At 72.6% G+C, this 14,272-nt stretch carries 15 protein-coding genes; 6 read left to right on the forward strand and 9 right to left on the reverse strand.

The features are described from left to right. Positions 1-314: 314 nt before the first annotated feature. Together AB0K51_RS26265 and AB0K51_RS26270 are read right to left on the reverse strand one after the other, a co-directional pair. Positions 315-626: a hypothetical protein gene (locus AB0K51_RS26265; protein ID WP_363459606.1), complete on the reverse strand. Its 312-nt coding sequence runs from the start codon at positions 624-626 to the stop codon at positions 315-317. A gap of 105 nt (positions 627-731) precedes the next feature. Beyond that, the gene (locus AB0K51_RS26270) at positions 732-1,214 is read right to left on the reverse strand and encodes a DUF6882 domain-containing protein (protein ID WP_363459607.1); all 483 of its coding nucleotides are present in this window, start codon (positions 1,212-1,214) and stop codon (positions 732-734) included. 170 nt (positions 1,215-1,384) lie between these two features. On the opposite strand from AB0K51_RS26270, the gene AB0K51_RS26275 reads away from it, so the two are divergent. The 3 genes from AB0K51_RS26275 (at position 1,385) to AB0K51_RS26285 (ending at position 3,633) form a co-directional block, all read left to right on the forward strand. After that, on the forward strand, positions 1,385-2,323 hold the full coding sequence (locus tag AB0K51_RS26275) for a GDSL-type esterase/lipase family protein (RefSeq protein WP_363459608.1): 939 nt from the start codon (positions 1,385-1,387) through the stop codon (positions 2,321-2,323). A 630-nt stretch (positions 2,324-2,953) separates the two neighbouring features. Then, on the forward strand, positions 2,954-3,244 hold the full coding sequence (locus AB0K51_RS26280; RefSeq protein WP_363459609.1) for a hypothetical protein: 291 nt from the start codon (positions 2,954-2,956) through the stop codon (positions 3,242-3,244). Next, complete coding sequence (locus AB0K51_RS26285; protein ID WP_363459610.1) at positions 3,241-3,633, forward strand: hypothetical protein; 393 nt, start codon at positions 3,241-3,243, stop codon at positions 3,631-3,633. Before AB0K51_RS26280 ends, AB0K51_RS26285 begins: the two co-directional genes overlap by 4 nt. Before the next feature lie 26 nt (positions 3,634-3,659). Here the strand turns inward: AB0K51_RS26285 and AB0K51_RS26290 are convergent, their stop codons facing one another. After that, positions 3,660-4,238 (reverse strand): TetR/AcrR family transcriptional regulator, encoded by a 579-nt coding sequence (locus tag AB0K51_RS26290; RefSeq protein ID WP_363459611.1) that lies wholly within the window; start codon positions 4,236-4,238, stop codon positions 3,660-3,662. Between the two features lie 91 nt (positions 4,239-4,329). On the opposite strand from AB0K51_RS26290, the gene AB0K51_RS26295 reads away from it, so the two are divergent. Next, the gene (locus tag AB0K51_RS26295) at positions 4,330-4,776 is read left to right on the forward strand and encodes a DUF1772 domain-containing protein (RefSeq protein WP_363459612.1); all 447 of its coding nucleotides are present in this window, start codon (positions 4,330-4,332) and stop codon (positions 4,774-4,776) included. Between the two features lie 79 nt (positions 4,777-4,855). Here AB0K51_RS26295 and AB0K51_RS26300 read toward each other — a convergent pair whose 3' ends face one another. The 5 genes from AB0K51_RS26300 to AB0K51_RS26320 all read right to left on the reverse strand — a co-directional run bounded on the left by AB0K51_RS26300 (position 4,856) and on the right by AB0K51_RS26320 (position 9,713). Next, a complete protein-coding gene (locus AB0K51_RS26300) occupies positions 4,856-5,530 on the reverse strand; it encodes a response regulator transcription factor (protein ID WP_363459613.1) in 675 nt (224 codons plus the stop codon). Next, positions 5,527-6,909 carry a sensor histidine kinase gene (locus tag AB0K51_RS26305; RefSeq protein WP_363459657.1) on the reverse strand — a complete coding sequence of 461 codons (1,383 nt, stop codon included), beginning with the start codon at positions 6,907-6,909 and terminating at the stop codon, positions 5,527-5,529. The genes AB0K51_RS26300 and AB0K51_RS26305 overlap by 4 nt, the downstream gene beginning before the upstream one ends. Before the next feature lie 123 nt (positions 6,910-7,032). Continuing rightward, on the reverse strand, positions 7,033-7,884 hold the full coding sequence (locus AB0K51_RS26310; RefSeq protein ID WP_363459614.1) for an ABC transporter permease: 852 nt from the start codon (positions 7,882-7,884) through the stop codon (positions 7,033-7,035). Continuing rightward, positions 7,881-8,819 carry an ATP-binding cassette domain-containing protein gene (locus tag AB0K51_RS26315; RefSeq protein ID WP_363459615.1) on the reverse strand — a complete coding sequence of 313 codons (939 nt, stop codon included), beginning with the start codon at positions 8,817-8,819 and terminating at the stop codon, positions 7,881-7,883. The genes AB0K51_RS26310 and AB0K51_RS26315 overlap by 4 nt, the downstream gene beginning before the upstream one ends. Before the next feature lie 96 nt (positions 8,820-8,915). After that, positions 8,916-9,713 carry a TetR/AcrR family transcriptional regulator gene (locus AB0K51_RS26320; protein ID WP_363459616.1) on the reverse strand — a complete coding sequence of 266 codons (798 nt, stop codon included), beginning with the start codon at positions 9,711-9,713 and terminating at the stop codon, positions 8,916-8,918. A 237-nt stretch (positions 9,714-9,950) separates the two neighbouring features. Between AB0K51_RS26320 and AB0K51_RS26325 the strand changes: the two genes are divergently transcribed. Further along, the gene (locus AB0K51_RS26325; RefSeq protein WP_363459617.1) at positions 9,951-10,982 is read left to right on the forward strand and encodes an NAD(P)-dependent alcohol dehydrogenase; all 1,032 of its coding nucleotides are present in this window, start codon (positions 9,951-9,953) and stop codon (positions 10,980-10,982) included. A gap of 138 nt (positions 10,983-11,120) precedes the next feature. On the opposite strand, the gene AB0K51_RS26330 is transcribed toward AB0K51_RS26325, so the two are convergent. Beyond that, positions 11,121-13,079 (reverse strand): sigma-70 family RNA polymerase sigma factor, encoded by a 1,959-nt coding sequence (locus AB0K51_RS26330; protein WP_363459618.1) that lies wholly within the window; start codon positions 13,077-13,079, stop codon positions 11,121-11,123. 175 nt (positions 13,080-13,254) lie between these two features. Here AB0K51_RS26330 and AB0K51_RS26335 point away from each other — a divergent pair, with 175 nt between their 5' ends. Next, positions 13,255-14,259, forward strand: a complete 1,005-nt coding sequence (locus AB0K51_RS26335; RefSeq protein WP_363459619.1) for a thaumatin family protein — start codon at positions 13,255-13,257, stop codon at positions 14,257-14,259. Positions 14,260-14,272 lie beyond the last annotated feature (13 nt).

A 14,272-nucleotide genomic window follows, 5' to 3' on the forward strand; every position in this document is an offset into this window, starting at 1 on the left:
CATCACGCGTTGCCTCAAGCGCTTCGTCGCACGAGAGGTCTACCGCGCGCTCACCAGCACAGCAGCCGCACGAATCACTCGAAACGACCTCGCGCTTGCCGCTTGACGTCTATAGGAGCATCGCCAAGCCCTCCTGACGCCCCATCACCCGGCGCTTGCAGATGCCGATCGGGCCCTCGCGGTTCGACCGAACCCCCTCCTCGGCCCATCGACGCCGGTCCCCGATGGCGTCCCCGACGAGGCCGCAGCCTTCGAACCGTCATCGATCCGGTCCGCGCCGTCAGGTCCGGTCCCCGCGGCCGCGGGGATGACGTTCAGACAGCGGAAAATCGCAGCACGAACGGTGCACCGTTGGTGCTGGGCGTCCAGCCGTTCGAGCGCGCGGCCCGGATGCCCGCGGCGACTTCGGCCGGCAGGACGAGGTCAGTTGGCACCGCGTCCGGGTCGAAGACGATCGGCCGACCGGTCTCCACGACGAGCGTCGTTCCGGGACGGATGGCGTCCTCGACGGCGTAACCCAAGGTGCTGGCGTCGTAGTCGCAGCACCAGTGCTTCCTGCTCACCCGCCAGCGGTACTCGACGCCGTCGACGACGATGCGGCGGGAACCCTTCTTCGCCAGTGCCACTCTCTGCCTTCCGTTGTCGTCCGCTCGTCGTGCCGGTCGCCCGCTCTCCCTGCACGGCACCCATACGTCACCGGGCAGCCGCGGCAACGTGGCCTCCGCCCCGGATCATCCAGCAGTGGGCGTCAAGTCATCGACCAGAAAATGGAGTTGCACGTCATCCATGGACTCCGCCCAGAGCCCCTCGGCGTCGAGCACGGCTGCCGCGACCATCCGCGCCTCGGCGACCAGTTCGGGGTGAGCGTCGAAGCCCGGCCACGGCAGCACGGGAAAGTCGTTCTCCTCGCCGAACCGGCGGACCCGCTCGATGTCGCCGAGAACCGCGCGCGGCAGCGAATCGTTCGCCCAGGACCACAGCCAGGACCGTCGGGCGTGGCTGACACTGCCGATCATCGTGAGCCGACCGGTGAGGAACACGTTCCCGTCGCGCGACCACGTGATCCGCGCATCGTCCATCGACCACTGGTACTGCACGTCACCGGACAGGCCGAAACGTTCGACCATGAGCGCCTGCCGAGTACGGGCACGCTCGCGCGCCGCGAGCACGACGTCCTCCCATGCGGAGTGGTCGTGCTTCGAGCGGTCGTTCACGCTGTCTCCTCGCTGCCTCCGCGCACAGAACTTCCGGCAGATCGTCCCATCCGAGCGGGCGGCCAGGACCACCGGGCCCCGAAGACCCCCGGCTCAGAACCACCGTGGCGACGTTCCCAGGGCCGATAGTGTGGGTTGATCATTCCGACTGAAAGGCCACGGCCCTCACGGTGACCGAGTCCCACCCCCATGCCCTGTTCTCCTTCGGCGCGCTGCTTGATCAGCAGGTCCAGACGGCGCTCTTCGGGCGTACCGTACCGACGACCGCGGCATCCCTCGCCGGTTACACGACCCGGCCGATCGCCGTCACCGACGAGTCCGTGATCGCCACCAGCGGTCAGGACGTGCACCTGACCCTGGCGCGCAAGCTCGGCGGCACGGTCGAGGGCGCCGTCCTGCGCCTGAGCGACCAGGAGTTGGCCGCCGCCGACGACTACGAGGTGGCCGACTACGCCCGGCGCCGAGTGCTCCTCGCCTCGGGGGAGACCGCCTGGGCCTACCTGGACGCGAGGCCGCTGCGCTCGGCGGCGCGCATCGTCATCGTCGGCGACAGCATCGCCTACGGGCGCTGCGACCCCCAGGGCGGGTGGGCCGGGCACCTGGCAGCGGCCCACATCGGGGCGAACGAGACCGAGCACCGCGTGTTCAACCTGGCCGTCCCCGGCAGCACCCTGGCGGATGTCAGCGAGCAGACCCCCGCGCTCCTGCCTCCCCGTCACCCGGACACGCTCGTGGTGGCCGCCGGGATCAACGACTCCGCCGTACCGCACGCCACTTCGGACACCGACCCCGACGGCCTGACCACCCTCGCCGGCCACCTCGACTCACTCGCCTCGACCGCCCAGCGACACAACGCGCGCCTGGTCGTCCTCGGCCCAATCTGGCTGGACGAGACCCGCACCGGCGACTTCGAGGGCCTCCGCTTCACCACGGCACGGGCACGCGCACTGCGCGCGGCCCTGCAGACCTGGTGCGCGGACCACCACGTCGACTACCTCGACCTGTGGGAGCCGCTCCGCGACCAACCCCACCTGCTCGTCGACGGTCTGCACCCCAGCACAGAAGGCCACAAGGAGCTCTACCGCTACCTGACCGCCCTCAACGGCTGACCACCGCCCCTGACGGAGCGCCAGCACCGCCTCCGCGACACGAAGACGGGCCATCCGGGTGGCCGGCCCGGCGGCTAGCGGTTTGACGATGGATCAGCGAACGCACGGGGCCACCAACCTCCCCCGAATTCCCAGGTGGACCACGCCCACAGTCCGCTGTCAGCCTTCGTCACCGTCGAAGAACTCAGCCTCCATGGCGATCAAGTCCTGGCGGCTGAGCTCCGGCACGGTCCAGCCTCAGCGCTTCGCGTGCGCGATGAACCGGGGGTCGAGGGCGGCATGATGCCGTTCGACGTAGTACACGAGGTCGGAGTACCACAGCCAGCGCCCGTCAGTCAGCAGGGAGAGCCCGCCGATGACGGTCCTCTCGGGGCTCAGAACATCGTGTGCCAGTCCAGCTGTCGCAGCCAGCACCACACCGCTGCGGAGGTACCGGATCAGCTCACGTGAGTGTGCTGCCGCCCGGTGTCGACGGCCGCCCGGATGGACGGGCCGTCCGGCCTGCCGTGCTCGAGTTCTCTGAAATCGCCGACCATCGGAGGGACTTGGCGGGCGGCGCGCCGGTTGGCGGCGCTGTCAGGGCGGGCAGGTTGGTACACCGTTGGTGTACCGGCGGTGTACGCTCGCGGTATGGCTGATGCGACGATCAAGGTCTCCCCTGATACGCGCGACCGGCTGGCCGCGCTCGCGGCGGCCCGCGGCACCACGATCGGCGCCCAGGTGGCCCTGCTGGTGGAGCAGCAGCCCACCGCGGAGCAGATCGCGGAGCGCGTCGCCGAGGGCCGCCGGCTGCTGCGGGAGCACTTCGGGATGACCCTCACGGACCCGGAGCTGGACCAGGGCCCCGACCTGCTGCAGCGGGTCTACGACATCGCCGCGGCCGATGCGCGCGCCAAGGTCGCCCCCCGGCGCAGCGCGTGATCATCCTGGATTCCAGCGCGCTGGCCGCACTGGCCGCCGGCCATGAACGCCTGCACCGGATCGTGGACTCAGCTCTGCACAGCCCGTTCCAGCACCTGCTGGTACCGGTACTGTGCCTGGTCGAGGCCGAGATCAAGGACGAGGGGGCCGCAAACGCGGTCCTGTCACTGCCCTCGCTCGAGTTCGAACCGCTGGACGCGAGCACGGCCGTGGTGGTGGCGACCATGGTCCGCGACGGGTACGGCGGCCCGGATCTCGCCCACGCCATCGCCGCGAGCCTGCCGACCCCGGCACGTCCGATGCAGCACCTGATCCTGACGGCCCGCCAGGAGCTGTACCCGCCCGGGGTCGCCACCGTCGACATCGACGACCCCCGCCTGGAGCCGTAACCCGGAAGCGGCGCGCGGGGGGTTTGTCAGAACATGGCGAGCCGGTCCACCAGCAGTTCCACCCTTCGGTCGGTGTCTTCCGGCGGGAGGCGTCGTGCGCGGGTCAGGGTGGCCAGTCCGTGCAGGGCCGCCCAGAAGGTCTCGGTGAACAGTGCGGGGTGGACGCCGTCCCCGGCGACCTCGCTGAGGCTCTCCAGGAGGGCGGCGAAGGCGTCCTTCAGCGGCTCGGGCGTGTCCTCGTGCGCGAAGGCCAGGCCGCCGTCGAGCTGGAACATGGCGTCGTAGACCGCCGGGTTGCGTTCGGCGAAGTCAAGGTAGGTGCGGGCGAGGGCGGTGACCCGAGGGCGCGGGCCGTCGGCGGCGGAGGTCGCGGCCCGCAGGGCCGTGGCCATCTCGGCGGCGCCCTGGAGCGCGACGGCGCCGATGATCTCTCGTTTGCCGCGGAAGTGGCTGTAGAGGACGGGCTGGCTGTACTCGATGCGCTCGGCGAGCCGGCGGGTGGTGACCGCGTCCCAGCCCTGCTGTTCGGCGAGTTCGCGGGCCGTCGCCACGATGAGCCGCTCACGGCCCGCCCGTTCGCGCTCCTTGCGTTCCTGTACCGACATGATTCGATCCTAGCACCGCTAGACAATCGAGCGCAGGCAAGGCTAGCGTTGTCTCACAATCTAGCGGCGCTAGATCCCAGGAGGGGTCATCATGCTCAACGCACTCGAGGTCGTCACGACCGTCGTCGTCGGCCTGATGGTGGGGGTGGAGTTCGCCGTCGCCTTCGTCATCAACCCGATCCTCAACAGGCTCCCGGACGACAGCTACCTGCTCGGCCGCGCCCATGGCGGCCGGATGCTCGGCGCCCTGATGCCGGTCTGGTACTTCACCTCGCTCGTCCTCGCCGCCGTCTGGGCCGTCGCCGGGTGGCACCACTCCGGAGCCGGGCTGGTCGTCACCGCTGCCACGCTGCTGGTCCTGAGCGTGATCATGTCGATCCTGCTGCTCGTCCCGATCAACAACCTGAGCAAGACCTGGACCCCCGAGAACCGGCCCGAGGACTGGAAGGAGCAGATGAACCGCTGGGACCGCTACCACTACGGCCGCGTCGCGCTCATCATCGCCGCCTTCACCCTGCTGGTCACCGCCCTCACCTGAGCCCCAGGCCGACACCCCGCCGGTGGGGCCAGACCGACCCCGCCGGTGACGCGGGCTCCCCCACGACCCGGCACGCGTCCTAGAGCGGTGGGTTCGGCCGGGTCAGGCCCACGTCGTAGGCGAAGATGACGGCCTGGACGCGGTCACGGGCGCCGATCTTGGCGAGGACGCGGCTGACGTGGGTCTTGACGGTGGATTCGGAGAGCACCAGGCGTTGGGCGATCTCGCCGTTGGTCCAGCCCTGGCCGACGGCGACCAGGATCTCGCGTTCACGGCCGGTGAGGGCCGCCAGCCGCGGGTCGTCGGTGACCGCGCCGGGCGGGCGAGCCGGCAGGTGGTGGGCGTAGGCGTCGAGCAGGCGGCGGGTGATCGCGGGAGCCACCACGGCGTCGCCCTCGGCGACGGCGCGGATGCCGGCCAGGAGTTCCTCGGGGCGGGCGTCCTTGAGCAGGAAGCCGCTGGCTCCGGCGCGCAGCGCGGCGTGTGCGTACTCGTCGAGGTCGAAGGTGGTGAGCACCAGGACCCGGGAGCGGCCGCCCGCGGCGACGATCAGACGGGTCGCCTCGATGCCGTCCATGCCGGGCATGCGGATGTCCATCAGCACCACGTCGGGCCGCAGCCGGTCGGCGAGCCGCACGGCCTCGGCGCCGTGCCCGGCCTCGCCGACCACGGACGTGTCGGGCTGACTCTCCAACAGCATCCGGAAGCCGAGCCGCTGGAGCGGCTGGTCGTCCACGATCAGGACGGTCGTCATGCCGGACCTCCGGCGGCATCGAGGACGGGCGAGGGGCCGGCAGTACCACCAGTGCCCGCAGCAGCACCATCAGTACCAGCAGTACCAGCAGTACCAGCAGCAAGGATGGAAGCGTCGACGACGGAGGTCGCAGGAGCGTCGGGCCCCGGCGAGGCGTCGAGGTCGGCGACCACGGACCAGCCGCCGCCGGGGGCGGGGCCGGCCACGACCGTGCCGCCGTAGAGCGCGGCGCGCTCCCGCATCCCGGCGATCCCGTGGCCCTCGCCGGGCGGCGTCCCGGCGGCGGGTTCGCCGCCGGGGCCGCTGTCGTCGACGCGTACCCACAGCCGCCCGCCATCGAGGACGACGGCGACCCGGGCGCGGGTGCGCGGGCCGGCGTGCTTGAGGGTGTTGGTGAGCGCTTCCTGGACTATCCGATAGGTCATCAGCTGCACGCCGCGGTCGAGTGCGTCCAGGTCGCCCTCGGAGCGGTAGGTGATCTCCGGGCCGGCCGACCGGATCCGCGCGCACAGTTCGTCGAGGTCGGCGATGCCCGGCTGCGGGGCGAGTTCGGGTCCGTCGCCGCGGTCGCGCAGCACGCCGAGCATCCGGCGCAGCTCGCCGAGAGCCTGGCGGCCGGAGTCGCCGATCAGTTGCAGGGCCTCGCGGCTGCGCTCGGGCGCTACCTGGGCGGCGTACGCGCCGCCGTCGGCGAGGGTGATGATCACGGACAGGTTGTGGCCGATGATGTCGTGCATCTCGCGGGCCACCCGGGTGCGTTCGGTGGCGGCGGCGAGTCGGCTGCGCTGGTCGCGTTCGATCTCCAGGCGGGCGGCGCGCTCGCGCAGCCCGGCGAGTTGGGCGCGGCGGACCCGCACCGCGATGCCGAGGGCGACGGCGGCGGTGATCGTCGCGGACAGGAAGAACAGGCTGTCCCACAGCGGTACGGCGCCGGCCAGCCGGATCTCGACGACGGCGAGGCCGACCGGGACGGCCGCGCACGCCCACGCCAGGTCGCGCAGCCGCCCGTGCAGCGTGAGCCCGTACAGCGCGACCAGCAGCGCCCCGTCCGCGCGCAGCACCGAGCCGAGCGACCACTGGACGACGAACACCGCCGCGATCACGGCGAGCGCGGCCGCCGGGCGGCGGCGGCGCCACAGCAGGGGCAGCACCAGGCCGGCCTGGAAGGCGAGCATCGCGGGCACCGGCAGCGGGGCGAAGGCGATCCGGTGGCCGCGCGGTTCCTCGTCGCCGTGGGCGTGCACCAGGTCGGGCACGCAGAAGGCCAGGAACACCACCGCCACCACGGCGGCGTCCAGCAGCCACGGATTGCGGCGCTCCAGCTCCCGCAGGCGCTGGGCGGTCCGGCCGAGGCGCTCCAGCAGCGGGTGGGTCGGCATCACCTCACCGCCCGCGGCCCTGTCGCGGTACTGCCCCTGCTCGTTCACGGTTCTCACCAGCTCGTCGGTCGGAAATCGCCGGTCGCGGCGCCCTTGGCCGGGGCGCCGCGACGGGTCAGTCTGTCAGGCGTCGCTGCGTACCAGGCGCACGGCCGCCCCGGCGACTGCGGCGACCGTCCACAGTACGAAGACGGCGAGGCCCGCGCCGGGCGACAGCGTCGTCGAGTCGTGGTGCAGGGCGAACATCGCCTCGCCCGCGTTGCTCGGCAGGTAGGGGCTGATGTGGCTCTGCCAGGTGGTCGGCAGCAGCGAGACCAGGCCGGGCACCAGCATCAGCGTGGCGACCAGGACCGAGATGCCGCCCGCCACCGAGCGCAGCAGCATGCCCAGGGCGACGCCGATCACGCCGACCAGCCCGAGGTACAGGCCGGCGCCGAGCAGGCCGCGGACCACGCCCGCGTCGGAGAGGGTCATCGCGGCGCGGGTGCCGGAGACGATGCCGCTGCCCGCGAGGAAGGCGACGAACACGCCGACGGTGGCGAGCACCAGCGCGACCAGGCCGTACACCAGGGCCTTGGACCACAGCACGGGCAGCCGGCGCGGCACCGCGGCGAGGGTGGAGCGGATCATGCCGGTCGAGTACTCGCCGGCCGCGATCAGCACGCCGAGCACGCCGAGGGCGAGCTGCGCGAAGTGCGTGCCGAACAGCGACAGGGTGAGCGCGTTGGCGTTGGCGAAGTCACCGCGGTCCATCGGGCGGCCGGAGGTGAGGCGCGACTTGAACTGGTAGGCGGCGATCAGGCCGAACGCGACCAGGAAGAACAGGCCGAGGCCGACGGTGATCCAGGTCGAGCGCAGCGACCACATCTTGGCCCACTCGGCGCGCAGCACCCGGGTGCCGGTCACCTTGTACGCGGGGCGGGCGGGCCGTTCGGCGGCGGGCGCCGCGGGCTGGCTGGGTGCGACGGTGCTCATGCGGCGCTCCTCGGGGTGTCGGTAGTGGTGGTCGAGCCGTGGTACTCCACCGCGTCCCGGGTGAGGTCCATGAACGCCTCCTCCAGCGACACGGCGCGGGTGGCGAGTTCGTACAGGGCGATGCCGTGCTCGGCGGCGACGGTGCCGATCTGACGGGCGGTCACGCCGGTGACCAGCAGTTCCTCGGAGCCGGCTTGGCCGGTGATCTCGACGCCGGGGCCGGTGAGCAGCTCGCGCAGCCGGGCCGGGTCGGCGGAGGCGACGGTGACCTGGTCGCCGTCGGCCTGGCGGACCAGTTCCTGCACGGTGGTGTCGGCGAGCAGCCGGCCGCGGCCGACCACGATCAGGTGGTCGGCGACCAGCGCGACCTCGCTCATCAGGTGCGAGGAGACGAAGACCGTGCGGCCCTCGGCGGCCAGGCCGGTCAGCAGGTTGCGGATCCACAGCACGCCCTCGGGGTCGAGCCCGTTCACCGGCTCGTCGAGCATGACCGTGGCCGGGTCGCCGAGCAGGGCCGCCGCGATGCCGAGGCGCTGTCCCATGCCGAGCGAGAACGCGCCGGCGCGCTTCTTCGCCACGCTCTCCAGGCCGGTCAGCCCGATCACCTCGTCGACGCGCCGACGGGGGATGCCGTGGGTGTGGGCCAGCGCCATCAGGTGGTTGAACGCGGACCGCCCGGGGTGGATCGACTTGGCCTCCAGCAGCGCGCCGACCTCCTGCAGCGGCGCGGCGTGCTCGGCGTAGCGGCGGCCGTTGACGCGTACCGTGCCGCTGGTGGGGGCGTCGAGTCCGACGACCATCCGCATGGTGGTCGACTTCCCGGCGCCGTTGGGTCCGAGGAACCCGGTGACGGTGCCCGGCTTCACCGTGAAGTCGAGCCCGTCGACCGCCGTCTTCTCCCCGTAACGCTTCGTCAGCTGCTGCGCTTCGATCATCGGTCATCCCGTACCTGTGGCCGGCCGGGCCGTCCCGACCGCTTCACCGGCAACGCTAGGTCCGCTCCCCCGCCGGACCGCGGCACCCGGGGACGATCATTCGCCGCGGGGTGGTACCGCGGTACCACCCCGGTAGCGCTGGAGGCCGTCGAGGACGAGGTCGAGCCCGAACTCGAACTCCGCGCCGTACGAGTAGCCCGGACGCATGACGTGCACGGTGGCGATCTCGGTCAGGTACGGGTACTCGCCCTCGGCGAAGCCGCTCATGATCGACTCGGCCAGCTGGGCGGTCTGCTCCGGGGTGTCGAACGGCAGGGTGCGCTCCTGCAGCGCGAAACCGTAGACGTAGCTGTCGAGCACGGAAACGGCGTGCGCGGTCAGGGCGAGCGAGAAACCGCCCCGGCGCAGGCAGCCGAGCACCGCGTCGTGGTGGCGCAGGGTGGCCGGGCCCGGGGTCGCCCGCGACTCCATCAGCCCGATCGCCCAGCGGTGACGGGCCAGCACCCGGCGCATCGACTCCGCCCGCTGACGCATCGCCGGCCGCCACGGCTCGCCCGGCACGGGCAGCTCCACCTCGCCGAAGACCAGGTCGACCATCCCGTCGAGCAGGTCCTCCTTGTTGGCGACGTGGTTGTAGAGCGACATCGCCTCGACCCCGACGGCCTCGCCGAGCCTGCGCATGCTGAGCGTCTCCAGGCCGGCGGTGTCGGCGAGTTCGACGGCGGCCTGCAGCACCCGCAGCCGGGTCAGCGGCTCGCGCGGCGGCTTCTGGCCCTCGGTCGGGGGCTTCCGGCCCTCGGCAGGGGGCTTCTGACGCTCCGCCGGGAGCTTCTGGCGCTCCGTCGGGGGCTTCGGGGTCCCGGTCGGCGGCTTCGGCGCGGTACGTCGGGTCACGGTGGGCGGTCTCCTGCTCTGGTGGTCTCCCGGCGTTGACGAGCTTACGCCGTAAGTGCTGTACTTACGGCGTAAGCTAGCCACTTACAGCGTAAGCCTGACCCTCGCCCGACCTTACGGCGCAAGTCCAGGCTTACGCCGTAAGCACCGCTGCGCACGCATGCAACGCGGGCGCGGGCGGGCGCGCCACTTACACCGTAAGCAGCCAGTAGGCGGAAGATCCCGGGAGCAGCGACGATGCGCACCACGAGCGGGCCGACCGCACCCACCGAGGACGCGACGACCATGGCGGCCGTCGTGCAGGAGCGCTATGGCGCCGAGCCGGAGGACGTGCTCCGTGCGGGGCGGCTCGCGCGGCCGGCGATCGGGCCAGGCGAGGTGCTGGTGCGGGTGCACGCCTCCAGCGTCGACCGGGGCACCTGGCACCTGATGGCGGGACTGCCTTACGCCGTACGTCCGGTGAGCGGGCTGCGCGGGCCGAAGCTCCCCAACCCGGGCCGCAACCTGGCCGGCGTCGTGGCGGCGGTCGGTCGCGACGTCACCGGCTTCGCGACCGGTGACGCGGTCTACGGCACGGCGCCCGCCGCCTTCGCCGAGTACGCCGCCGCCCGGCCCGACCGGCTGGCACCCAAGCCCCGCGGCCTCACCTTCGCGGAGGCGGCGACCGTGCCGGTCAGCGCGCTCACCGCCGTCCAGGCGGTCCGCGACCACGGCCGGATCGAGGCCGGCCAGCACGTGCTGATCACGGGCGCGGCGGGCGGCGTCGGCACCTTCGCCGTCCAGTTCGCCCACTCCCTCGGCGCCAACGTCACCGCCGTGGCGAGCACCCCGAAGCTCGACGCCGTCCGGGCCCTGGGCGCCGAGCACGTCGTCGACTACACCCGCGAGGACTTCCTGGGCGGCCCGCGACGCTACGACGCGGTCATCGACATCGCGGGCAACCGTCGCCTGCGCGACCTCCGCCGCGTCCTCACCCCCCGCGGCCGGCTGGTCATCACCGGCGGCGAGACCGCGGGCCGCTGGCTCGCCGGGACCGACCGCCAGCTCCGCGCCCAGCTCCTGTCCCCCTTCACCGCCCAGCACCTCGGCACCTTCATCTGCACCGAGCACAGCGACCGCCTGCGCGAGCTCACCGCCCTCCTCGACGCCGGCGCCCTCACCCCCGTCGTCGACCGCACCTACCCCCTCGCCGAGACGGCCGCCGCCGTGCGCCAGCTCCTCACCGGCCGCACGATCGGCAAACTGGCCGTCACCCTGCCCACGGAGTAGCCCCGGCAGGGCCCCTCCGCACCCACGAGCACGTCCGCACCCACCGTCCCCGCCGCACCTACCGACACGTCCGCACCCACCGGAGCGACGCCCACCCGGGGCGGCACTCGCACGACGAAACGTCCGCGGCTTACGCCGTCAGTGCGCGGCCTGGTAGGCCCGGCCGGCGGCGGTCGGTGTGGTGCCGTCGGTGAAGAGGCCGCTGCTCGGCTTCGCGGGGTCGGCGCCGAGGCCGAACCAGGCGTAGCGCTGGAGGTAGGGCAGGGCGTCGAGGGCGGTGGTGGAGGCGGTGACGAAGGCGGCCTGCTGGTCGGGGGTGGGGAAGCGGGTGCCCTGGGAGAAGTCGATCAGGGCGTACTCGGTGAGCCAGATCGGCTTGTGGTAGCGCTGGTGGACGGCGTCCAGATAGGCCGTCAGCTGGTTGACCGCCTGAGGGGTGCGGAAGTCACCGCCGTACCAGTGCAGGGTGATGAAGTCGACCCGGTACCCCTTCGCCGCGGCGCCGGACATGAAGCGGTCCAGCCACCCGCCGGGCGTGTCGCCGCCGTACGCCACCGCCGGGCTGCCGAGGACCTGGCCGGCCTGCATGAGTTGCGGCCACAGTCCCAGGGCCTGATCGACCGTCATGTTCGACTGCGCGCCCATGTCGGGTTCGTTGAACCCGAGCAGGTAGGGCCCGTTGGCGCGGGCCTGGGCGAGGGAGGCGTCGTTGACGGAGGCCGCCCCCCAGATCATCGGGACGAAGGACGCCGCCGCGGGCGTCGTCACGCCGGAGTGCTGCGTGGCCCAGGTGTAGTACCAGCTCGCCCCGGACGCGGCGAGCGCCTGGCTGACACCGTTGAACGACCAGACGCCGACGCCCTTCCGCGCGGATGTGGCGATCCCCGTCGGCGCGCCGGCCCCGACCACGGACGCCGAGGACCCCGGCGACGCGGTGGACGCGGCGGACGCAGTGGTCGAGGCCGACGACGGTGACAGGGACGGCGTGGCCGAGCCGGACGGGTCCGGCGACGACGCCGGGCTCGCCGGGGCCGACTCGACCGGTGCGGGCGGCGTGGACGTCGCGGCGAGCGCCGTCGTCGCGGCCGGCGCGTCGAGGAAGCCCGGCGTCAGCCGTGCCCCGACCAGGACGACGACCGCCGTCAGGGCCACGGCCGCGCTGCCGAGCACCGGCTTGGAGAGCGCCCGCGATCGTGTGCGGCCGGAGTGCCGCGCCCCGCGCCCGGCCGTCCGAGCCCCGCGCCCACCGGTCGCGCCCGGCGGCGAGGACGGGCCGCTCGCGGCGAGGGCGTCGAGGATCCGGGCCGGGTCGAGGTGCGTCGGGACGGCCAACAGGGGCAGCCCGTACAGCAGTCGCTCCATCGGGAGCAGCCCTTGGTCGGCGCCGGCGCAGCGCGCGCAGTCGCGCAGGTGCCGGGCGAACCGCTTGCGCCACAGCGGGCCGGGGGTGCCGTCCCAGGTGGCGGCGGTCTCGCCGAGTCCGGCGCAGCGCGGGTCGGTGGCCAGGCCGCGGACCACGAGCCGGGAGACCTCGAGTCGCTTCTTCATCCGGCCGACCCGGACGGCGGTGTGACCGGTCGACAGGCCGAGCGCGGCGACCAGGTCGGCCTGCTCCAGTTCGCCGGTCTCCTTCAGCCACCACAGCGAGAGCAGTTCGCGGTCGTCGGGGTCGAGCCAGCGGGTGGCCTCGGCGATCTCGCGGCGTTGCTCGGTGAGGCCGAGACGCAGGATGGTCAGGCCCGCGAAGTCCAGGGCGGGGTCGGGTATCGCCTCCGCCTCCTCCAGGCGGGCCACCCGGTCGAGGGCCACGGCGCGGTCGTGCTGCCGGTTGCGTACCTGCCGGACGGTGATGGCCACCAGCCAGGACCGGAAGGCGGCGGGGTCCCGCAGGTCGGACAGTCCTCGCACCGTGCGCAACAGCGTCTCCTGTACGACGTCGTCGACGTCGGCATGGCCGTTCAGCGCCCTGCCGACGATGTTGTAGACCAGCGGCAGGCACTCGGCCACCAGGCGTTCGAGGGCCTGCCGGTCACCGGCGCGCGCCGCCGTCACCGTCCAGGCGTCCGGTCCGCTGCGTGGGGTGTTCGGCATCGGCATGGAGGTCCGTTCCTCTACGTGGGGTGCGGTGGGGCTCTGTCCACGGAGACCGTTCGCGCGGGCATCCGCCAACAGAAATCCGCCCGCGGTCCGGAAATTTCTGTTGGCGGGCACCGGCGGCCGCGGTCACCGATACGTGCGCACGCACCCCGAGGAGCACGAGGAAGGCATCAGAATGGCACGAGGACGCCGTCGCAACGGTGTGAGGTCCCGCCGGCAGCGCTGGTGGTACGTGGTGGCCGCCGTGCTCGTGACGGTCGGCGCCGTCCTGGCCGCGGACCACCTCGGGCCGACCTCCCCGTCCCACCGGGCCCCCGCCGTGGAGGCGCAGGCCGCACCGAGCGCCCCGGCCACGCCACCTGACGGACCGTCACCTTCCGCCGAGCCGACCGGCTCGCCGACGTCCTCCCCCGCGCCCACCGCCTCGACCAGCCCGTCGATCAGCCCGTCGACCGCCCCGGGCAAGGCCGCGCCGAGCGCGCCCGCGGCGCAGCCGTCGACGGCGCCGGCGGGCGAGCGGCTGATCACGCTGGTGAACCGGACCGGCGAGACGGTGTGGGCGGTGGTCACCAACAGTGCGGCCCACCCGCAGGGCCGGCGGCTGGAGCCGGGGCAGAGCACCTCGCTGACGGTGGCGAACAATTGGGGCGGACGGATCTGGGGCCGGACGGGCTGCGCCTCGACCGCGGCGAGCCACTGCTCCGGCGGCGACTGCACCACCGTGTGCGACGGCCCCAACCCGCCCACCACGCTGGGCGAGTTCAGCTTCGACGCGTACGCCGGCCTGGACTTCTACGACGTCAGCATGGTCGACGGCGCGAACCTGCCGATGTACATCAACGTCTCGCACACCACGACCACCGACCCGGTCAGTGCGTCCGGCTGCTACAAGGGCGTGTGCACCACGGCCATCGACTGCCCGCGCGCGATGCAGGCGTCCGCCGACGGCAGGGTGGTGGGCTGCAAGCCGCCGTGCGCGGCGTTCGGCGGCGACGACTACTGCTGCGTCAACCAGTGGGCGGGCCGCGAGCACTGCGTCCCGTCGAAGTGGCCGGTCGACTACACGCAGGTGTTCAAGAAGGCCGCGCCGTACGCCTATTCGTACGCCTTCGACGACTCGGCGACCATGCCGTGCAAGGGCGCCTGCTACTACCGGATCACCTTCGGCACCACCGGCTAGCGCTCACCGGCGA

The organism is Kitasatospora sp. NPDC049285, assembly GCF_040678815.1.
Lineage (GTDB): Bacteria > Actinomycetota > Actinomycetes > Streptomycetales > Streptomycetaceae > Kitasatospora.